Annotated in this window: 22 protein-coding genes; 11 read left to right on the top strand and 11 right to left on the bottom strand. The window is 73.3% G+C overall.

Annotated features, from left to right (window positions below; genetic code table 11):
* Positions 1-687 (bottom strand): pyridoxamine 5'-phosphate oxidase family protein, encoded by a 687-nt coding sequence (locus BJ961_RS23585; protein WP_271414805.1) that lies wholly within the window; start codon positions 685-687, stop codon positions 1-3.
* Between the two features lie 35 nt (positions 688-722).
* Between BJ961_RS23585 and BJ961_RS23580 the strand changes: the two genes are divergently transcribed.
* A complete protein-coding gene (locus BJ961_RS23580; protein WP_271414804.1) occupies positions 723-2057 on the top strand; it encodes an aminotransferase class I/II-fold pyridoxal phosphate-dependent enzyme in 1335 nt (444 codons plus the stop codon).
* Between the two features lie 521 nt (positions 2058-2578).
* On the opposite strand, the gene BJ961_RS23575 is transcribed toward BJ961_RS23580, so the two are convergent.
* Positions 2579-3565: a DMT family transporter gene (locus BJ961_RS23575; RefSeq protein WP_271414803.1), complete on the bottom strand. Its 987-nt coding sequence runs from the start codon at positions 3563-3565 to the stop codon at positions 2579-2581.
* A 74-nt stretch (positions 3566-3639) separates the two neighbouring features.
* On the opposite strand from BJ961_RS23575, the gene BJ961_RS23570 reads away from it, so the two are divergent.
* The gene (locus BJ961_RS23570) at positions 3640-4551 is read left to right on the top strand and encodes a LysR family transcriptional regulator (RefSeq protein ID WP_271414802.1); all 912 of its coding nucleotides are present in this window, start codon (positions 3640-3642) and stop codon (positions 4549-4551) included.
* A gap of 93 nt (positions 4552-4644) precedes the next feature.
* Here BJ961_RS23570 and BJ961_RS23565 read toward each other — a convergent pair whose 3' ends face one another.
* Both BJ961_RS23565 and BJ961_RS23560 read right to left on the bottom strand, forming a co-directional pair.
* The gene (locus tag BJ961_RS23565) at positions 4645-5112 is read right to left on the bottom strand and encodes a pyridoxamine 5'-phosphate oxidase family protein (protein ID WP_271414801.1); all 468 of its coding nucleotides are present in this window, start codon (positions 5110-5112) and stop codon (positions 4645-4647) included.
* Entirely contained in the window at positions 5109-5600 is a 492-nt protein-coding gene (locus BJ961_RS23560) for a Rieske (2Fe-2S) protein (RefSeq protein WP_271414800.1), read from the bottom strand. Before BJ961_RS23560 ends, BJ961_RS23565 begins: the two co-directional genes overlap by 4 nt.
* Positions 5601-5793: 193 nt before the next feature.
* Between BJ961_RS23560 and BJ961_RS23555 the strand changes: the two genes are divergently transcribed.
* Both BJ961_RS23555 and BJ961_RS23550 read left to right on the top strand, forming a co-directional pair.
* Positions 5794-6558, top strand: coding sequence for a HipA family kinase (locus BJ961_RS23555; protein WP_271414799.1), 765 nt, complete (start codon positions 5794-5796; stop codon positions 6556-6558).
* Positions 6555-6938 (top strand): DUF3037 domain-containing protein, encoded by a 384-nt coding sequence (locus tag BJ961_RS23550; RefSeq protein ID WP_271414798.1) that lies wholly within the window; start codon positions 6555-6557, stop codon positions 6936-6938. The genes BJ961_RS23555 and BJ961_RS23550 overlap by 4 nt, the downstream gene beginning before the upstream one ends.
* A gap of 39 nt (positions 6939-6977) precedes the next feature.
* On the opposite strand, the gene BJ961_RS23545 is transcribed toward BJ961_RS23550, so the two are convergent.
* Complete coding sequence (locus BJ961_RS23545) at positions 6978-7811, bottom strand: hypothetical protein (protein WP_271414797.1); 834 nt, start codon at positions 7809-7811, stop codon at positions 6978-6980.
* Between the two features lie 267 nt (positions 7812-8078).
* Between BJ961_RS23545 and fabG the strand changes: the two genes are divergently transcribed.
* The 5 genes from fabG to BJ961_RS23520 all read left to right on the top strand — a co-directional run bounded on the left by fabG (position 8079) and on the right by BJ961_RS23520 (position 12902).
* The gene (gene fabG, locus BJ961_RS23540; RefSeq protein ID WP_271414796.1) at positions 8079-8840 is read left to right on the top strand and encodes a 3-oxoacyl-ACP reductase FabG; all 762 of its coding nucleotides are present in this window, start codon (positions 8079-8081) and stop codon (positions 8838-8840) included.
* A 46-nt stretch (positions 8841-8886) separates the two neighbouring features.
* Positions 8887-9648, top strand: a complete 762-nt coding sequence (locus BJ961_RS23535; RefSeq protein ID WP_271414795.1) for an SDR family oxidoreductase — start codon at positions 8887-8889, stop codon at positions 9646-9648.
* 209 nt (positions 9649-9857) lie between these two features.
* Positions 9858-11444, top strand: coding sequence for an ABC transporter substrate-binding protein (locus tag BJ961_RS23530; RefSeq protein WP_271414794.1), 1587 nt, complete (start codon positions 9858-9860; stop codon positions 11442-11444).
* Between the two features lie 105 nt (positions 11445-11549).
* Positions 11550-12233 (top strand): uracil-DNA glycosylase, encoded by a 684-nt coding sequence (gene ung, locus BJ961_RS23525; RefSeq protein WP_271414793.1) that lies wholly within the window; start codon positions 11550-11552, stop codon positions 12231-12233.
* A gap of 126 nt (positions 12234-12359) precedes the next feature.
* Complete coding sequence (locus tag BJ961_RS23520; RefSeq protein WP_271417148.1) at positions 12360-12902, top strand: hypothetical protein; 543 nt, start codon at positions 12360-12362, stop codon at positions 12900-12902.
* 131 nt (positions 12903-13033) lie between these two features.
* Here BJ961_RS23520 and BJ961_RS23515 read toward each other — a convergent pair whose 3' ends face one another.
* Together BJ961_RS23515 and BJ961_RS23510 are read right to left on the bottom strand one after the other, a co-directional pair.
* Positions 13034-13519 carry a hypothetical protein gene (locus BJ961_RS23515; RefSeq protein WP_328656471.1) on the bottom strand — a complete coding sequence of 162 codons (486 nt, stop codon included), beginning with the start codon at positions 13517-13519 and terminating at the stop codon, positions 13034-13036.
* A gap of 112 nt (positions 13520-13631) precedes the next feature.
* Positions 13632-14144 (bottom strand): DinB family protein, encoded by a 513-nt coding sequence (locus BJ961_RS23510; RefSeq protein WP_271414792.1) that lies wholly within the window; start codon positions 14142-14144, stop codon positions 13632-13634.
* A 240-nt stretch (positions 14145-14384) separates the two neighbouring features.
* On the opposite strand from BJ961_RS23510, the gene BJ961_RS23505 reads away from it, so the two are divergent.
* On the top strand, positions 14385-15290 hold the full coding sequence (locus BJ961_RS23505) for a Gfo/Idh/MocA family protein (protein ID WP_271414791.1): 906 nt from the start codon (positions 14385-14387) through the stop codon (positions 15288-15290).
* On the opposite strand, the gene lnt is transcribed toward BJ961_RS23505, so the two are convergent.
* Positions 15214-16788, bottom strand: coding sequence for an apolipoprotein N-acyltransferase (gene lnt / locus BJ961_RS23500; protein WP_271414790.1), 1575 nt, complete (start codon positions 16786-16788; stop codon positions 15214-15216). The two genes, BJ961_RS23505 and lnt, sit on opposite strands and share 77 nt — an antisense overlap.
* A gap of 135 nt (positions 16789-16923) precedes the next feature.
* On the opposite strand from lnt, the gene BJ961_RS23495 reads away from it, so the two are divergent.
* Positions 16924-17664: an SDR family oxidoreductase gene (locus BJ961_RS23495; RefSeq protein ID WP_271414789.1), complete on the top strand. Its 741-nt coding sequence runs from the start codon at positions 16924-16926 to the stop codon at positions 17662-17664.
* A gap of 67 nt (positions 17665-17731) precedes the next feature.
* Here the strand turns inward: BJ961_RS23495 and BJ961_RS23490 are convergent, their stop codons facing one another.
* The 3 genes from BJ961_RS23490 to BJ961_RS23480 all read right to left on the bottom strand — a co-directional run bounded on the left by BJ961_RS23490 (position 17732) and on the right by BJ961_RS23480 (position 19810).
* Positions 17732-17911: a hypothetical protein gene (locus BJ961_RS23490; protein ID WP_271414788.1), complete on the bottom strand. Its 180-nt coding sequence runs from the start codon at positions 17909-17911 to the stop codon at positions 17732-17734.
* A 63-nt stretch (positions 17912-17974) separates the two neighbouring features.
* Positions 17975-18850 (bottom strand): undecaprenyl-diphosphate phosphatase, encoded by an 876-nt coding sequence (locus BJ961_RS23485; RefSeq protein ID WP_271414787.1) that lies wholly within the window; start codon positions 18848-18850, stop codon positions 17975-17977.
* Positions 18851-19030: 180 nt separating this feature from the next.
* Positions 19031-19810, bottom strand: coding sequence for a TVP38/TMEM64 family protein (locus BJ961_RS23480; protein ID WP_271414786.1), 780 nt, complete (start codon positions 19808-19810; stop codon positions 19031-19033).
* Positions 19811-19883: the final 73 nt, after the last annotated feature.

Below are 19883 nucleotides of genomic sequence, written 5' to 3'. Positions count from 1 at the left end.
TCACCCGGCCGACAGGTAGTCCGGCAGCGCGGTGCCGGGGTCCAGACCCGGGTCGGCGACCGGAGCCTCGTACCCCTTGCGCAACGGGACGAGACCGGCCCAGTGCGGGAGGGCGAGGTCCTCGGGCTCGTCGTTGACGCCGCCGGTGCGGAGCTTGGCGGAGACCTCGTCCAGGTCGAGGCGGATCACGGCGGTGGCCGCCAGCTCCTTCCTGTTCGCCGGCCGGGAGTCGCGGGAGCGGCCCGGGACGACGTGGTCGACCAGGGCGTCCAGGGCCGCGCGCCGCTCCTCGGGGTCCGTCACCTCGTACGCCGTGCCGTGCACCACCACCGACCGGTAGTTCATCGAGTGGTGGAAGGCGGAGCGGGCCAGCACCAGCGCGTCCACATGCGTCACGGTCAGGCACACCGGCAGCCCCGGGTCGGCCGCGCCCGTCATCCGCAACGGGCGCGAGCCCGTCGAGCCGTGCACGTAGAGCCGCTCGCCCACCCGGCCGTACAGCGTGGGCAGGACCACCGGGGCGCCGTCGCGGACGAAACCGAGATGGCAGACGTAGCCCTCGTCGAGTATCGAGTGCACCAGCTCCTTGTCGTAAGCGGCCCGCTCGGGGGAGCGGGTCGGGACGGTGCGTTCGGTGGGCGGGTAGGTGTCGGCGGGCTGCGACGGCGTCCCCGTGGTCCCCTGCATGGCACTCTCCATTGCACTAGTGCATAATTGTTTTTGTGCTAGGAGAGTATCGGATCACAGGGCGGGGCGCAGCGGAGATCTCCGCGAGCGTCGAGCGTGCGGTGGGCTCGGGGGAGCTGGAGCCGGGGCAGTCCCTGCCGCCCATGCGGGAGTTGGCGCAGCGGCTGGGGGTGAACCCGAACACCGTCGCCGTCGCCTATCGAACCCTGCGCGAGCGCGGCGTCATCGAGACGGCCGGGCGGCGGGGCAGCCGGGTGCGCGCGAAACCGGCCACCACCGGGCGGGAGTTCATCCGCGTCTCGGTGCCCGAGGGCGTGCGCGACGTGTCCGACGGCAATCCCGACCCGGCGCTGCTGCCCGCGCTGGGCCCCGTGTTCGCCGCCGCGGCCGAACAGGGCGACCGCGAACCCGTGCTGTACGGGCACGCCCCCGTGGACCCCGAACTGGCGGCCGTCGCACGGGCCGAGCTGGACGCCGACGGTGTGCCGGACGGGCCCGTGGCGGTGACGTCCGGCTCGCTGGACGCGATGGAGCGGGTCCTCGCGGCCCATCTCAAGCCCGGTGACGCCGTCGCCGTCGAGGACCCGGGCTGGGGCAGCCTCCTCGACCTCGTCCCCGCGCTCGGGCTGCGCGCGGTCGCCGTCGGGGTCGACGACCAGGGGCCGCTGCCCGAGGACGTACGCCGGGTCCTGGCGGCCGGGGCCCGTGCCCTGGTGGTCACGGACCGCGCGCAGAACCCGACGGGCGCGGCGGTGGGCCCGGCACGCGCGCGTGCCCTGCGGTCCGTACTGCGCGACCACCCGGGGACGCTGCTCATCGAGGACGACCACGGCCACGGCATCGTCGACCTTCCCCTGCATCCCCTCGCCGGTACGACATCCCACTGGGCCTTCGTCCGCTCGGCCGCCAAGGCATGCGGCCCCGACCTGCGGCTTGCCGTGCTCACCGGGGACCCCGTGACGCTCGACCGGGTGCGCGGGCGCCAGCGGCTCGGCCCCGGCTGGGTCAGCCGCATCACCCAGCGGGCCGTGGCCCGGCTGTGGGCGGACGGTCCGGCGGGCCCCCGCGCGGCGGGCGTGTACGGACGACGCCGGGACGCGCTTCTCGGCGCCCTCGCGGAACACGGGGTCGCCGCGTACGGGCGCAGCGGCCTGAACGCGTGGATCCCGGTGCCGGACGAGACCGGCGCCGTCGCCCGTCTCCTGCACGCCGGCTGGGCCGTGGCCCCCGGCGCCCGCTTCCGGCTGAGCGCCCCGCCCGGCATCCGGATCACCGTCTCGACGCTGGGGGAGGAGGACGCCGGCCCGCTGGCGGCGGCGGTCGCGGCGGCGGTCGGACCGGGGTCGGGGCCGCCGCGGACCCTCGCCTGACGCCCCGAGGCCCCGTCCGCCTCGCGCGGGCGCCGTGCTGGTCCCGGCGCGCTCGGCAACGGCTCCGGTCGGCGACGGCTCCGGTGGGGAGGTGCCGGTCGGCACGGGCGCCGGGCGGCAAAGGGTCGGGACGCCGGGGGACGGGCGCCGGGCGGCAGGGTGGCAGGGGTGCCGGGGGCGCGGGCACGGGATGGCGGAGGTGCTGGGGGGCAGGGGCGCCAGGGGCAGAGGGCCGGGACGCCCGGTGTAGGGATGCCGGGCGGCAGGGGTGCCGGTGGTGCACGGGCGTCGGGCGGCAGAGGGGTGCCGGGGGTGAGGATGCCGAGCGGGGGTGCCGGTGGTGCACGGGCGCGGGGTGGGAGGGGTGCCGGGGGTGAGGATGCCGAGCGGGGGTGCCGGGGTGCACGGCCGCGGGGCGGGAGGGGTGCCGGGCATGAGGATGCCGGGCGGCGGTGGTTGGCGGACGAGTCCGGGCTGGTTCCGTCGGACGTACTGCGCGACGGCGACCGGCCGGGGAGGTCTCAGACCCCCGACCCCTGTCGCGCCCGCGCCCGCGACCCCGTCCGGTGGGCCGGCTCCGGCGTGGTGCCGTCCCGGCGGGTTCTGGGACGGGACTGGGTCAGCGCCGCGCCGGCCAGGACGATCACCGCGCCGACGGGGGTCGACCAGGACAGCGACTCGCCCAGGAGTGCGACGCCCGCGGCCGTGGCGATGACCGGAGTGAAGTACGTGACCATCTGGGCCGTCGTCGGACCGACCTCGGCGACCAGGTCGTACTGGATCAGGAAGGCGATCCCCGTGCCGAGGACGCCCAGAGCCGCGACCGAGAGCAGCGGCAGCATCGGGAAACTGGTCGGCACCGTGGTGAACAGCGGCGTCACGACGGCCAGTTGCAGCGTGGCCAGACCCAGCTGGGCCCCGGTGAGGGAGAGATGGGAGTGGCCGGAGCCGGCCAGGGTGCGGCGGACGTAGATCCAGCCGACCGGATAGCTCAGCGACGCCAGCAGGGCCAGCGCCGTGCCCGTGACGTCGAGCCCGTGGAAGCCCTGCCAGACACCCAGCACCGTCAGGACGCCGAGGAAGCCGATGCCGAGGCCGGCCACCCGGCGCCGCGTCGGCCGGTCCTCGGACAGGGCGACCAGCGACAGGGCCATGCCCCACAGCGGTGAGGTCGCGTTGCAGATGCCCGCGAGGGACGAGGGGATCGTCAGCTCCGAGAAGGCGAACAGGGAGAAGGGGAGCGCGTTGAGGAGGAACCCGGCCACCGTCAGATGTGCCCACGTCCGCGCCCCGCGCGGAAGCCGCTCCCGCTTCACCGCCATCGCCGCGGCGACCACGGCCGTGCCGAACGCCAGCCGCCCCAGCGTGACCTGGAACGGGGCGAAACTCTCGGTGCCCACCTTCATGAAGAGGAAGCTGAAGCCCCAGACGAGGGAGAGGAGCCCGAAGCGCAGGCGCCAGTCGAGGACGCGACGGACTGCGGGCGGGGACACGACGCTGCTACTCATGCAGGCAACGATGAGCCAGCTGTCCTCTTAGCACAATCGAGATTTCGCACGGAGTATCTCGTAGCATCGCTTACATGTTGAACCTGGAGCGCCTGCGTACCCTCGACGCCCTCGCCCGGCACGGATCGGTCAGCGGCGCCGCCGCCGGACTGCACATCACCACCTCGGCCGTCTCGCAGCAGCTGGCCAAGCTGGAACGCGAGGCCGGCCAGCGGCTCCTCGCCAAGAACGGACGGGGCGTACGGCTCACGGACGCGGGACGGCTGCTCGCCGAGCACGCGGCCCGCATCCTCTCCCAGGTCGAACTGGCCCAGGCCGACCTGGAGGCGCAGCGCGGACAGGTGGCGGGCGAGCTGCGGCTGGCGGCGTTCCCGACGGCGGCCCGCGGACTCTTCCCCGCCGCGCTGGCCGCCCTGCGGGCCGAGCACGCCGCGCTGCGCATCCGCTCCTCGGAACTGGAGCCGGAGCGCGCCATCAACGGCGTCGTGCGCGGCGACCTCGACCTGGCCGTCGTCCTCGACTGGTACAACAAGCCGATGCCGCTGCCCGACGGTCTGGTCAAGGCGCCGCTCCTGGACGACCCCGCCGACGTCGCCATGCCGGTCGGCCACCGGCTCGCCGACCGCGACGAGGTGGACCTCGCCGAGTTCGCCGAGGACGAGTGGATCACGTGGGGAGAGGGCGAGTTCTGCCACGAGTGGCTGATGTTCACGCTGCGCTCCAAGGGCGTCGAGCCGATCGTCGGCCACCGCGCCGCCGAGACCCACACCCAGCTCGGGCTGGTCGCGGCGGGGCTCGGCGTGTGCATCGCCCCGCTGCTCGGACGTCATCCGGTGCCCGCCGGGGTCGTCACCGCCCCGCTGAAGCAGCGTGTGCGCCGGCACGTGTACGTCGTCTGGCGCGCGGACGCCGACCGCCGCCCGTCGATCCGGGCGGCGGTGGACGCGCTGAGGGCCACGGCGCGGCAGGTGGGTGAGGCGGGGTGAGCGACCGGCGTGGGCGCCCGGCGCGAGCCGGGCGGGTGTCGGCCGGGCGGGTCGAGCGGCCCGGTACGCCGAGCCCGGCCGCGCCGAGCCCGGTTACCGGGACGCCAGCTTGCGGAAGTCCCAGGAGACGACCTTCTCCGGCGTCAGCCGCAGCCAGGCGTGCCGGCCGTCGTGCGGCATCTCCTGGAGGTCGAAGTACTTGCGGGCGAACAGGGTCTCCGGGAGATCGAGTTCGGCGCGCAGCTCACCGGTGCGCGGCACCTCGCCCACGAACTCCACCCGGCCGGACAGCTCCGCGCCCCGCAACTCGTCGTACTCCTCGCCCGTGTCGACGACGACCGCCACCCGCGGGTCGCGCCGCAGGTCGGTCCAGCGTCTGCTGCGCACGACCGAGTACAGCCACATCGAGGAGCCGTCCCACACGAACCAGAGCGTGCTGACGTGCGGGGCGCCGTCGGCCGAGACCGTGGCGAGGCGGCACGTGCGCCGGCCGGTCAGGAACTCCTCCAGCTCACCGGGCGTCATCATGATCCTGCGGCCCCGGCGCTGCGGCACGGTCATTCGGCCAGCCGGATCGAGTCCCCGCCGACCGCGATCCGCACGGCGGGCAGCGGTTTGGTCGCCGGACCGCTCTGCACACTGCCGTCGGTGATCGAGAAGTTGCTGTTGTGGCACGGGCAGTTGATGACGCCGTCGGCCACGCTCTTCACGGCGCAGCCCTGGTGGGTGCAGGTGGCGGAGAACGCCTTGAACTCGCCCGCCGCCGGCTGGGTGACCACCACCTTCTGATCGGGGAAGACCTTCCCGCCGCCCTCGGGTATGTCGGCGGTCGCGGCGAGCGCCGCTCCGGCCCCGGCGTTCTCGCCGCCGCCCGAACCGCCGCCGCCCGCCTCCTGGGACGCGGAGCCGGAGGCGACGGTGTCGCTCGAAGCGTCGTCGTCCGAGCCTCCGCAGGCGGTCAGCACGGCGGTGAGTCCCGCCGCTCCGGCCGCCGCCACGACGGTACGACGGGCCGGTCCCGCTGCGGGGTGAAACGATGCGCTGGTCATGCTGGGGTTCCCTTCCGGGGTGGATGCGTGATGATCTGCCGAGAGGTACGGCCCCGTGGCACGTGCTGTTCAGACCGTGCCGAGATGCTGCCGGGCCGGCGGTCGGGTGGGCGTAAAACACGGCTGTCGATTCGCTGTCGGCCGGATCGCGCCCACCGCCCGCGCTCCCTCACCACGCCGGTAACCTGGGACGATGCTCAAGGAAGTCATCGCGACCCGCTACATCACGCCGTTGCGTGAGGGCGGCTCGCTGCCGGGACTCGTCGAGGCCGACGACTTCGGGACGTACGTCCTGAAGTTCACCGGCGCGGGCCAGGGCCGCAAGACGCTCGTCGCCGAGGTGGTCTGCGGCGAACTCGCCCGCCGGCTGGGCTTCCGGGTGCCGCGACTGGTCGCGGTCGACCTCGACCCGGTGCTCGGGCTCGGCGAACCCGACCAGCAGGTACAGGAGTTGCTCAAGTCCAGCGGCGGCACCAACCTCGGCATGGAATTCCTCTCCGGCGCGCTCGGTTTCGACCCGCTCGCCTTCGAGGTGAGCGCCGAGGAGGCCGGACGGATCGTCTGGTTCGACGCGCTGGTCAACAACGTCGACCGGTCCTGGCGCAACCCCAACCTGCTGCGGCTGCGCGGCGAGACGTGGCTCATCGACCACGGCGCCACCATGATCTGGCACCACAACTGGCCCGGCGCCGAGGCCTCCGCCGCCCGCCCCTACGCCGCCGCCGACCACGCCCTCGCGTCCTTCGCGCCGGACGTCCGCTCGGCCGCCGCCGCACTCGCGCCCCGGGTCACCGAGGAACTCCTGGCCGAGGTCACCGCCGAGATCCCGGACGTCTGGCTGCGGGACGAGCCCGGCTTCGCCACGCCCGACGACCTCCGCAGGGCCTACGCCGAGCCCCTGCTCGCGCGGGCCGCCACCATCCACGAACGCGTCGAGCCGGCCCAGGGGAAGCGATGAGCGACCGTCACGTCTTCGAGTACGCGCTGCTGCGCGTCGTACCGCGCGTCGAGCGCGGGGAGTGCGTCAACGCCGGCGTGCTCGTCTACTGCCGGGCCAGGTCCTACGTCGGTGCCCGCACCCACCTCGACGAGGGCAGGCTCCTCGCCCTGGACCCGCACGTGGACCTGCCCGGCGTGCGGGCGGCGCTGCGTGCCGTGGAGGGCGTGTGCGCCGGCGGGGAAGCGGCGGGCCAGGCGGCCGAGGACGACCCCGGCCGCCGCTTCCGCTGGCTGATCGCACCCCGGTCGACCATCGTCCAGCCGGGACCCGTCCACACCGGTCTCACCACCGACCCGGCGGCCGAGACGGAACGGCTCCTCGGCCTGCTGGTGCGGTAGAGGCGTACGGGCGTACGGGCGGTAGGTGGCGGGCGTGCCTCAGGCGCGTCGGCGGCGCCTGATCACGTAGCCCGCGGCCAGTGCCGCACCGGTCACGAAGGTCAGGCCGATGCCGATGTCCCAGTCGCTCGGACCGGTGCCCGAGGCGCCGCCCAGTCCGCCCCGGGTGCCGAGGGTCGGCGTGACGGTGGGGGAGACGGCGGGTGCCGGTGCGCTGGTGGCCGGGGCCGGGACCGGCATGGTGGTGGCCGGGCGCGGCTGGGAGGTGGCGGAGATCGTCGGGAGCTGGTCCCCGCGCGGGTGCGCGGCGCCGGCCGAGCCGTCGTCCCCGTCCCGGACCTCACGGATCCCACCCTGGTCGGCATGGTCCCGGTCGGCGTGGCCCTCGTCGGGCCGCGTCCGGCCGAGGCGGCCCGCGTCGAGACCGCCCGCGTCGAGGCGGCCTCCCTCGAGTCCGCCGCCCTCGAGCCCGCCTCCCTCAAGGCTGCTCCCGTCGGGGCGGCCTTCGCCGGGGCGCGACTGGTCCTGTCCGCCCCCGTCGAACCTGCCCTCGTCCGCGCCACCCCCGTCGGTGCGGCCCTCGTCGAGCCGGCCTTCTTGGAGTCGGCCGTCGTCGAGTCGGCCGTCGTCGAGCAGACCGCCGTCATCGAGCCGGCCGTCGTCGGGTCGGTCCTCGCCGAACGCGTCCGGACACAGCGGGTCCGGTTCGCCCGGATCGTCGTACAGCCCGACCTGGGCCGCTTCCCGGTAGGTGGAGCTGCGGCAGTCCGGCTCCGAATTCGTCCTGAGGTCCTGGGCATGTGCGGGGTCGGCCAGCGGCACCATCGCGGCGATCGCGACGGCTATGCCTGCTGCACCGGTACGACGGCGCATGGACGCCTCCTTTCCGGCCACGAGTGGCTCGCGCTTCGACGCTAGGTGCCCGGCGGCCGGGCGGCCCCCAGCGCTGGGCCGATCGGGCGACCGGGGCCGGGTGACGGACGCGCAGGCCCCAGGTAATGGATCACACCGGCCCGGTGTCCCGTTGACACCGGGTGCCAGGGCTTCTAGCGTCACGTCTGCGGAAGGTACTAAGCGGTCGCTCACCCGAGGGCGCACGCTCCGCACGGGCCGCATCCCCAGGACGAGGAGAAGCAGCGAATGTCCACCACTGAGCAGCGGGTCGCCGTAGTCACCGGAGCCGCGCGCGGCATCGGTGCCGCCACCGCCGTACGACTGGCCGCCGAGGGCCGTGCCGTCGCCGTCATCGACCTCGACGAGGCGGCCTGCAAGGACACCGTGGAGAAGATCACCGCGGCCGGCGGCAGGGCGCTCGCGGTCGGCTGCGACGTCTCCGACGAGGCGCAGGTCGAGGCGGCCGTCGCGCGCATCGCCGAGGAGCTGGGTGCGCCGACGATCCTCGTCAACAACGCGGGCGTGCTGCGCGACAACCTGCTGTTCAAGATGAGCGTCTCCGACTGGGACACCGTCATGAACGTGCACCTGCGCGGTGCCTTCCTGATGTCGAAGGCCTGCCAGAAGCACATGGTGGACGCCAAGTTCGGCCGCATCGTCAACCTGTCCTCCTCCTCCGCCCTCGGCAACCGCGGCCAGGTCAACTACTCCGCCGCCAAGGCCGGTCTCCAGGGCTTCACCAAGACCCTCGCCAAGGAGCTGGGCAAGTTCGGCGTCACCGCCAACTCCGTCGCCCCCGGCTTCATCGCCACCGAGATGACGAAGGCCACCGCCGACCGCGTCGGCATGGGCTTCGACGACTTCAAGGCCGCCGCCGCCACCCAGATCCCGGTCGCGCGCGTGGGCGAGCCCGACGACATCGCCAACGCCATCGCCTTCTTCACCGGCGAGGCCGCCGGGTTCGTCTCCGGCCAGGTGCTGTACGTGGCCGGCGGACCGCTCGACTAGCGAACAGGGAACACGGAGACCACCAGGAACGGTTGGGAACACTGACATGACTGAACTGCCCGGACTCTCCGGCAAGGTCGCGCTCGTCACGGGCGCCAGCCGCGGCATCGGCTACGGTGTCGCCGAGGCGCTGGTCGCGCGCGGCGACCGGGTCTGCATCACCGGCCGCAACGAGGACGCGCTGAAGGAGGCCGTCGACCGGCTCGGCTCCGACCGGGTGATCGGCGTCGCGGGCAAGGCGCACGACGAGGTCCACCAGGCCGTCGCCGTCGAGCGCGTGATGGAGGCCTTCGGACGCGTCGACTTCCTGGTCAACAACGCCGGTACCAACCCGGTGTTCGGGCCGATCGCCGACCTCGACCTGAACGTCGCGCGCAAGGTCTTCGAGACCAACGTGATCTCCGCGCTCGGCTTCGCGCAGCGCACCTGGCACGCCTGGCAGAAGGACAACGGGGGCGCGATCGTCAACATCGCCTCGGTCGCGGGTCTCTCCCCGTCCCCCTTCATCGCCGCGTACGGGGTCAGCAAGGCCGCGCTGATCAACCTCACCGCGCAGCTCGCGCACGAGTTCGCGCCCAAGGTGCGGGTCAACGCGATCGCACCGGCGGTCGTGAAGACCAAGTTCGCCGCCGCCCTGTACGAGGGCCGCGAGGAGGAGGCCGCCTCGGGCTACCCGCTGGGCCGGCTCGGCGTGCCCTCCGACATCGGGGGTGCCGCCGAGTTCCTCACCTCGGAGCAGTCCGCCTGGGTCACCGGTCAGACGCTCGTCGTCGACGGCGGCATCTTCCTCAACGCGGGCGTGGCCTGATCTCGCCCACGGAGGAGTCTCAAGATCGATCCCGGACACGGGCGCCGTCCTCGCCGGCGGCGCCCGTGTCCGCGTTCCGAGACGATGCGGAGCATGACAACGTAGTCATCCCCAGATGATCAAAACCCCTGTTCAGAAGGGGGTTCAGGTGGCGTGGCGCTGCGGTATGGTCTGCCGACCCTTGGTACGGCGGATCGAGGAGCGTGCGCGTGTTCAACCGGAACCGAGGCCTGCGGCGGGTGGTGGCCATCGTGTCCATGTCGTCGCTGGCCACCGGATGCGGCATCCTGTCGCCCGACGATCCCAAGGACGAAGGACCCATCGTCGTGGGGACCACGAGCGCCCCCAGCACCCTCGATCCGGCCGCCTCCTGGGACGGCTCCTGGGAGTTGTTCCGGAACATCTACCAGACGCTCCTGAGCTACCCCAGCGGCGCCACCGCGCCCCAGCCCGACGCCGCGGAGAAGTGCGCGTTCACCGACTCCACGAACCGGGTGTACCGGTGCGAGCTGCGCGAGGGCCTGACCTTCTCCAACGGCGACCGCCTCGACGCCCGGGCGGTCAAGTACTCGATCGACCGGATCAAGGACATCAACGTCAACGGCGGCCCGGCCGGCCTGCTCGGCAGCCTCGAACGGGTCCAGGCGCCCAGCGGGCGCGAGGTGGTCTTCCACCTCAACAAGCCCGATGCCACCTTCCCGTTCGTGCTCGCCACGCCCGCCATGTCGATCGTCGACCCCGACGACTACCCCGCGGACGCCCTGCGCGAGGACGCCGGTGTCGTGGGCTCGGGACCGTACACCCTCCAGTCGTACAAGGACGGCGAACGGGCCGAACTCGTGCGCAACGACCGCTACGAGGGTTTCGCCGAGCGCCACAACAAGGCGGTGACCGTCCGCTACTTCAAGGACTCCGCCGGCATGGTGAAGGCGCTGCGCGACGGCGCCATCCAGGTGACCTACCGGGGCCTCGCCGCCGACGACGTCATCGACCTCCAGGGCAAGTCCGGCAAGGACGAGCACCTCCAACTGGTCGAGGGCAGCGGAACGGAGATCAGCTACCTGGTCTTCAACCCCGAGGACCCCTGGGCGGGACGCAAGGCGGTGCGCCAGGCCGTCGCCCAGGTGATCGACCGGGCGGCGATCGCCCACGAGGTCTACCAGGACACCGTCGATCCACTGTACTCGATGGTCCCCGCCGGTCTCACCGGTCACACCACGGGCTTCTTCGACGACTACGGCGACCCCAGCGTCCCCAAGGCGCGCGAGCTGCTCGAGGACGCCGGCATCACCGAACCCGTGCCGCTCACCCTCTGGTACACCAGCGACCGCTACGGCTCCGAGACGGCCGAGGAGTTCAAGGAGATCAAGCGGCAGCTCGACGCCTCGGGGCTGTTCGAGGTCACCCTCGAGAGCCGTCCCTGGAAGACGTACGTCGCGGGCTACCAGAAGGGCGAGTACCCGGTGTTCGGACGCGGCTGGTCCCCGGACTTCCCGGACGCGGAGAACTTCATCGCCCCCTTCGTCGGCGAGCAGAACGCCCTCGGCACGCCCTACGTCGCACCGGAGATCACCGGTGAGCTGCTGCCGCGTTCGCGCCGGGAGAGCGACCGGGCCAACGTGGAGCGGCAGTTCGAGCGGGCGCAGCAGATCATGGTGGACGACGCCCGGCTGCTGCCGCTGTGGCAGGGCAAGCAGTACGTCGCCGTCAGCACGGAGATATCGGGCGCGGAACAGGCCCTGGACCCGTCGACGATCATGATGATGTGGCAGTTCCGCCGGAAGACGAGCTGGTAGCCCCGGAGGGCCCCGGGCGGGGGGTGCCGGACGGGAGCCCGTTGTCAGTGGTCGCGGGTAGGTTCTTCAGGAGTGGAAGCGACCGCACAGCGTTAGGAAGTTGACGTGACCGACACCGCCATGCTGCCCGAGTCCTGGCGCGAGGTGCTGGGCGGCGAGCTGCAGCAGCCGTACTTCAAGGAGCTGATGGAGTTCGTCGAGGAGGAGCGGGCGAACGGCCCCGTCTACCCTCCGCGCGAGGAGGTCTTCGCCGCGCTGGAGGCCACGCCCTTCGACCGGGTGAAGGTGCTGGTCCTCGGCCAGGACCCCTACCACGGCGAGGGCCAGGGGCACGGGCTGTGCTTCTCGGTCCGGCCGGGCGTGAAGGTCCCGCCGTCCCTGCGGAACATCTACAAGGAGATGCACGCGGAGCTGGACACCCCGATCCCGGACAACGGATATCTGATGCCCTGGGCGAAGCAGGGGGTCCTGCTGCTCAACGCGGTGCTCACGGTCCGCGCCGGCGAGGCGAACTCGCACAAGGGCCGCGGCTGGGAGCTGTTCACCGACGCGGTGATCCGCGCGGTGGCCGGCCGGACCGACCCGGCCGTGTTCGTGCTGTGGGGCAACTACGCGCAGAAGAAGCTGCCGCTGATCGACGAGACGCGGCACGTGGTGGTCAAGGGCGCGCACCCCTCGCCGCTGTCGGCGAAGAAGTTCTTCGGCTCCCGCCCGTTCACCCGGATCAACGAGGCGGTCGGGGCGCAGGGCCACGAGCCGATCGACTGGACCGTCCCGAATCTGGGCTGACCGTCCCGTCACCCGGGCCGGTCCGGCACCCGACCGGCCCGCGCGCGTCCCGGTGCCGCCTGACCGGGAATGCCGGTGCGTGCGGTTAGCGTCGTCGGGACAGCCGACGAGGGCACGGAGGACGCGGTGGCGCAGGGACAGGAGCAGGCGGCGCCGGACGCGGTGCCGACGCGGATCGGCCAGGTCGTCATGCTGCATCACGCGGGCGACCGCGAGGAGGCCCGGCACCGCTTCCTCGGGCTGTGGGCGGAGATCGGCGAGCACGGCGACCCCCTGCACCGCTGCACGCTGGCCCACTACCTGGCCGACACCCAGGACGATCCCGAAGAAGAACTGGCCTGGGACCTCAGGGCGTTGTCGGCCGCCGAGGAGCTGACGGAGGACCGGCTCGCCGACCGGCACGCGGCCACGCCCGCCGCCCGGGCCCTGTATCCCTCGCTCCACCTGAACCTGGCCGCGGACTACGACCGGCTCGGCGACACAGAGGCCGCCCGCCTGCATCTGCGCCGCGCCCGAGGCGCGGCCGAGTCCCTCGCGCCCGGCCGCTACGGAGAGGGCGTGCGCGCTTCGATCGACCGGTTGGAGATGCGCCTGGACGGCGCCGGCCGGGGCACGGACCGGCCCGACCGGCCCGGGGGACGGGGGCGACCGCCGCGGCAGCAACCGTGAACACCGGTCGGCCCACGTGACGCGGGCCGGCCCGCCTGGGCACCGGCGCCGTGCCTCCGGCGTCGGGCGGGTCCCCGTGGCGTGGGCCGGCGTCTGGGGCGTCGAGCAGGCTCCGCGGGCCCCGGCCGGGTTCAGTGGCCGTACGCCTGATCGCAGATCTGTGCCTCGGGGCTGCCCGGCCGCCAACCGCCGTACCGCTTGCCGAGGGAGCACACGTCCGCGTTCTTGCCGGCGTCGCCACCGGACGTGCGCGGCGGGTCGGGCGCCTTGGAGCGGGACGGTGCGGGCGCGCGGTCCGGGGCGGCGGGGCGGGCGGCCCGCTGCTCGGGGGCACGGGCGGGCGGCGCGGGTGCGGTGGTGGAGGGCTTCGGACGGCGCGACTCCCCGGTGGCCCGGTCCGTGGACGAGGACGGGGAAGGGCCGATCATCTCCAGCGCCTCCCGGGCCGGGGCCTGGACGGCCCGTGGATCGACCGGGCCGTCGGGGCGGGGGGCGGACGAACGGGGTCCGGCCGCCGACGGGTCGGCCACGCCCGGACCCCGGACCGTCGTACAGCCGGCCAGGGCCGAAACGGCCACGGTCACCAGAAGAGTCGCGGTGGTCGCAGTTCGATGCACCCGCGCCACTCTGCTCGCTCGGGCGCCTTCCGCGACGCCGGACAAGCGCAGGTTGCCCCGCACGGGTGATCTCCGGCCCCGTACGGAGGCCCGTGGGCGACCGGAGGTGACGTCAGTCGCCCGTGGCCCCGTCCAGGCGCTCGCGGATCAGGTCCGCGTGCCCGTTGTGACGCGCGTACTCCTCGATCATGTGCATGTGGATCCAGCGCAGGGTGAAGCGTTCACCGGTGCGCAGGTGCCTGCCCCGGGTCGGTTCGCCCAAGGGGACACCGACCGCGTTGCGCCGGGCAGCCTCGATCTCGGCCTGCCAGGTGGCGCGGGCCTCGGCGAAGGTGTCCGCGTCGGTGAGCAGGAACTCGCCGTCCGGGTTGTCGTCGGAGTAGTAGATCGGTCCCGCGTCCTCGGCGGCCAGCACTCTGCGATACCAGCTGCGCTCCACCTCCGCCATGTGCCGGACGAGTCCCGTCAGGGACAACGCCGAGGGCGCCACGGCGGCCGTCCTCAACTGCTCCTCGGTGAGCCCCTCGCACTTCCAGGCGAGGGTCTGCCGGTGGTACTCGAGCCAGCCTTCCAGCATGGTGCGTTCGTCGGCGTCGACGGCGGGTTCGCGGCGTTCGGTCGTCATGCCCGTATCCTCGCCCGCACCGGCCCTCCTGACCACGGGTTTTCACCGGCCCGGCGGTCCGCCCGCAGGTTCCCGGGGCCAGACACCCGAGTCCCGGCCGGGGCGGCGACCGGACCGCGGGACCGGCCCCGCTCCCGCGCGGCTTCGACGGCATCGCCGACCGGCGGCCACCGCGGCCCCCGTATGCTTCCCGGCGGACCCAGGTCGGAGAGCGTCACGAGCGTCAGAGGAGCACATCCCGTGAAGGTCGGCTGCATCGGACTCGGCGACATCGCGCAGAAGGCCTATCTGCCGGTGCTCGCCGCCCTCCCCGGGATCGAACTGCACCTGCAGACCCGTACCCCCGCCACCCTCACCCGGGTCGCCGACAAGCTGCGCCTCCCGCCGGCGCAGCGCCACGCCGACCTCGACGCACTCCTCGCCCAGGGCCTGGACGCCGCCTTCGTGCACGCGCCGACGGCGGCCCACCCCGAGATCGTGACCCGGCTCCTCGAAGCCGGCGTCCCCACCTACGTGGACAAGCCCCTCGCCTACGAACTCGCCGACTCCGCACGCCTGGTCGCCCTCGCCGAGGAGCGGCGCACCGGCCTCGCCGTCGGCTTCAACCGGCGCCACGCCCCCGGCTACGAGCAGTGCGCCGAGCACCCGCGCGAGCTCATCCTCATGCAGAAGAACCGCACCGGGCTGCCCGAGGACCCGCGCACGATGGTCCTCGACGACTTCATCCACGTCGTCGACACACTGCGGTTCCTGGTGCCGGGCCCGGTCGACGACGTGACCGTGCGCGCCCGGACCGAGGACGGCCTGCTCCACCACGTCGTGCTCCAGCTCGCCGGGGACGGCTTCACCGCGCTCGGCGTGATGAACCGGCTCAGCGGCTCGGCGGAGGAGATCCTGGAGGTCTCCGGCCAGGACACCAAGCGCCAGGTGGTCAACCTCGCCGAGGTGATCGACCACAAGGGCCAGCCGACGGTGCGGCGGCGCGGCGACTGGGTCCCCGTGGCCCGCCAGCGCGGTATCGAGCAGGCGGTGCTCGCCTTCCTCGACGCGGTGCGCTCCGGCGAGGTGCTCAGCGCCCGGGACGCGCTGGAGACCCATGAGCTGTGCGAGCGGGTGGTTCAGGCCGTGCGGGACCGCTCCGCCTGAGCCGCCCCGTCCGCACGCCCTCGGCGGCGGCCCAGGCCGCGAGGGTCAGCAGCGCCGCGTGCACCGCCCAGTCGCCGTAGCGGACGTACGGCGTGGTGCCGTGGGCGAGGGGGATCTCGTACACCCGCGCCTCGCTCGCGCCGGTGCCGAGCCAGGAGCCGATCCGCGCGCCGTTCGCGTCGTAGACGGCGGAGACGCCGGTCAGCGTGGCGTGCACCATCGGCCGGCCGGTCTCGGCGGCGCGCAGCGCGGCGAGCGAGGCGTGCTGCTCGGGCGCCCAGGTGTGCTGGAACGTCGACGTGGACGACTGGGCCAGCAGCACCTCGGCACCGTCGGCGGCCAGCCGGCGGCTCATGTCGGGGAACGCGCTCTCGAAGCAGACCATCGGCCCGATCCGCAGACCGTCACCCGCCTCCATCACCACCTGCTCGCTGCCCCGCCTGCGGTCCTCGCCCGCCGCCTTGCCGACCGAGGTGGCCCAGCCGAGCAGCGAGCGGAACGGCACGTACTCCCCGAAGGGAACGAGCCGCATCTTGTCGTACCGGTCGCCGGTCGGGCCCTCGGGGCCGACGAGCACCGAACTCTTGTAAATGCCGGGCCGGCCGGAGCGCCGCGCGTCCACGTTGACCAGAAGGTCCGCACCGGTCTCCCGGGACAGGGCCGCGAGCCGCCGGGCGAGGTCGGGCCGGTCGTCCAGGTCGAAGCCGACGCTGCTCTCGCCCCAGACGATCAGGTCGAGGTCCCGGTCCGCGAGCCGCCGGGTCAGCCGCTCCTCACGGTCGAAGCGCCGGTCGGCGCTGCCCGCCCCGGCGACGATGCCCGGCTGCACCACGCCGATCGCGACCCGCTCGTCGGTGTCGGGGCGCGGTGACCAGACCCAGGCCGCCGAGGTGGCCGCGGCCGTGGCGAGGAGCCCGGCCAGGGCCGGTACCCTCGCCCGGCGCACGGCGACGAGGACGGCGACCGCGACGTTGACGGCCACCACCAGGAAGCTGAGCAGCCAGACCCCTCCCACCGACGCGAGCCGCAGCGCCGGTGCGACCTGCCACTGGCTGGCGCCGAGCATCCCCCAGGGGCCGCCCAGCCCCTGCCAGGAGCGGACCAACTCCGCCAGCAGCCAGCCCGACGGCAGCACCACCAGGGCCGCCGCGGCCCGCCCGGCGGACGGCGCCCCGCCCAGCATCCGGCGTACCAGCCAGCCCCACGGGACCCACAGCGCGCCGAGCAGCGCGGCGATGACGAACGTGAACACGTGCAGGTTCGGCAGCAGCCAGTGGTGCATCGCCAGCACGAACCCGAACCCGCCGCACCACCCGTCGTACGCCGCGCGCTTCCCGCTCGGCGCGCTACGGGCCAGCAGGATCCAGGGGACCAGCGCGAACCAGGCCCACCACCACAGGGCCGGACCCGGGAAGGCGAGCACGGGCAGCGCGCCGGCGAGCACGGCGACGGCCGAGCGCCGCCATGGGGAGACCGGCCAGTGGTCGAGCGTCTTCATGGGCGCCTCCCTACCCGGTGATCCCTACAGTGTGCGTCCACGACGAGAGCGAACTCAGTTGATCACACCGGGGCCTGTGCGGCGCGCGACCTTCTCCCTAAGATGATCGATGATCGATCAAATCTGGAGGTAGTCATGACGCGACCCCTCACGGTGGTCACCGGCGGCAGCCGGGGGATCGGCGCGGCGACCTGTCTGCGGCTCGCGGCGGACGGGCACGACGTCGTCGTGGGCTACGCGCGCGACGCGGCGGCCGCCGAAGCGGTCGTCGCGGGGGTGCGCGAGGCGGGCGGCCGCGCTGTCGCGGTGCGGGCGGACACGTCCGTCGAGGCCGACGTCGACCGGCTCTTCGACACGGCGCAGGAGCGGCTCGGCCCGGTGGCGGGACTGGTGAACAACGCGGCGGTGACCGGCCCCCTGGGGCGGCTCGCCGACAGCGACACCGCGGACCTGCGCCGGGTCCTCGACGTCAACCTGCTCGGCGTGCTGTTGTGCGCCCGGCGGGCCGCGCGGCTGATGACACCGCGGGGGAGCGGCGCGATCGTGAACGTGTCGTCGGGCGCCGCGACCCTCGGCAGCCCCGGGGAGTACGTCCACTACGCGGCGACGAAGGCCGGTGTCGACGCGCTGACGCTGGGCCTGGCCAAGGAACTCGGCCCGGACGGGATCCGGGTCAACGCCGTCGCGCCCGGGGTGGTCGACACCGAGATGCACGCGGCCGCGGGCGACGCGGACCGGGCGGCGCGGATGGGGGCGGCGGTGCCGATCGGACGGGCCGGCCGGGCGGAGGAGATCGCCGCGGCGATCGCCTGGCTGATGTCGCCCGACGCTTCCTACACGACGGGGACGGTGCTCCGGGTGGCGGGCGGGCGCTGACTCGCCCGACGGGCGGGGCCCGGTCGGCGCCGCGGCGGGCGACTCCGCGCCGCGGCGGCCCCGTCGCTCAGGCCGCCTCGATGACCTCGCCGCGGATCGCGGTCGCCCACTCGACCACCAGCAACTCGTACTCCACGCGCTCCTGCGCCGACAGGGTCCCGCCCGCGCGCCGCCACAGCGCACGGATCTGATCGTTCAGCTCCGCGGCGGACCGCACGGAACCAGGAAGTACGTAATCGGGGGACATGCCGACAAGCCTAGGGGCAAGCACTGACACTCCGCTACCGGACGGCTACACAACCGGTCGCGGTCAGCCGGACGACTCCGCGGCGTGCGGACTGAGGACGCCCGCCGCGACCAGGGCGATGATGACGATGCCGAGCGCGACGCGGTACCAGACGAACGGCATGAAGCTCTTGGTGGAGATGAACTTCATGAACCACGCGATCACCACGTATCCCGTCGCGAAGGCGATGACCGTCGCGAAGAGCGTCGGACCCCACGAGACGTGGTCGCTCGCCATCGCGTCCTTCAGCTCGAACACGCCGGAGGCGAGGACCGCGGGGACGGCGAGCAGGAACGAGTAGCGGGCGGCGGCCTCACGCCGATAGCCCATGAAGAGGCCGCCGCTGATGGTCGCGCCGGAGCGGGAGACGCCGGGGACGAGGGCCGCCGCCTGGCACAGGCCGAAGATCAGGCCGTCCCGGACGCCCAGGTTCTCCAGTTCCTTGCGCTGCTGGGGCGCGCGGTGCCGGCCGCCCTTCTCGTCCCGGGCGGCCATGCGGTCGGCGATGCCGATGATCACGCCGACGACGATCAGCATCGTCGCGGTGATGCGCAGGTCGCGGAAGGGCCCCTCGATCTGGTCCTTCAGCGTCAGGCCGAGCACACCGATCGGGATCGAACCGACGATCACCAGCCAGCCCATGCGGGCGTCCGGGTTGCGGCGCATCGACTTGTCGGTCAGCGAGCGCGTCCACGCCGAGAGGATCCGCCCGATGTCGTCGCGGAAGTAGATGAGCACCGCGGCCTCGGTGCCGATCTGCGTGATCGCCGTGAAGGCCGCGCCCGGGTCGTGCCAGCCGGAGAACGCCGCGGTCAGCCGGAGGTGCGCGCTGGACGACACGGGGAGGAACTCGGTCAGCCCCTGGACGAGTCCGAGGACGAGGGATTCAAACCAAGACATGGGGTTACGGAGTCCAAAGGGCGATCGAGAAGCGGGCGACGGACACACCGAACCGCCGTGTGCGGTGATCGGGAGGCGGCATGCCGAGGGGCAGCGTAGCGCCCTTAAATGAAGTGCAGACGACAGGGGGCAGCGGGCCCCGGCGCCGCGGGCACGCCGGGCGCCGGGTGTGCCCGCCTCTCAGTGCCCGCGCAGCCGATGCCGCTTGCGCCAGGCCACCACCGCGCCCGCCAGCCCCGGCAGGGCGATACAGGCCAGCGCGATCAGGAACGCCGGCGACGTGGGCGTGGAGGCGCGGGCGCCCGCGACGACGTAGGCGGCGGTGTTGGGGATCGAGCCGAGCGCCGTGGCCAGCAGGAAGGGCAGCAGGCCCATGCGGGAGACGGCGGCGCAGTAGTTGGCCGCGGCGAACGGCACCCCGGGAAACAGCCGCGCCGCCAGCATCGAACGGAAACCGTGCCGGCTCAGCTGTCCGTCGGCGGCCTGCAGCCACTTGCCCCGCAGCAGCGGACGCAGCGCCTCCTGGCCCAGCACCCGGCCGAGACAGAAGGCGATCCCGGCGCCGAGCACCGTACCGGCCAGCGCGGAGGCGAGCCCCAACTGCGAGCCGAACAGGGCGCCGGCCGCCAGGTTGAGCAGCGGGCGCGGCACGAAGGCGACCGTGCACAGCCCGTACGCCACCGCGTAGGCGAGGGCCGCGGCGGCCCCGCCGAGCTGTGGTGGCCAGCCGTTGGTCAGCAACTGCTGTGGCTGGAACAGGAGCACGGCCGTCGCGGCCGAGACCAGCAGGGCGACGAGCAGGGAGAGCCGGGACCACGGCGAGAGCAGCACTCTCGTCGCACGGGCGGCGAAGCCGGCAGGCGCGACCGGCCCGGAAGAGGTGGCGACGGCGAGCTCCGTCGCGGCGGTCCGGGGAGAGACCATGGCGTTGCCCCCAGAGCGGGTGGTGGCATCGAGCATCCGGTGACACTAACCGACAAATGTGTGTGATCGCCGTACGGTGTGTCTCACGAGCGTCACAGGCAGGGAAATC

Origin of the sequence: Streptomyces lienomycini (assembly GCF_027947595.1) — a bacterium.
GTDB classification, from domain to species: domain Bacteria; phylum Actinomycetota; class Actinomycetes; order Streptomycetales; family Streptomycetaceae; genus Streptomyces; species Streptomyces lienomycini.
This window is presented reverse-complemented; position numbering and strand designations above follow the sequence as displayed.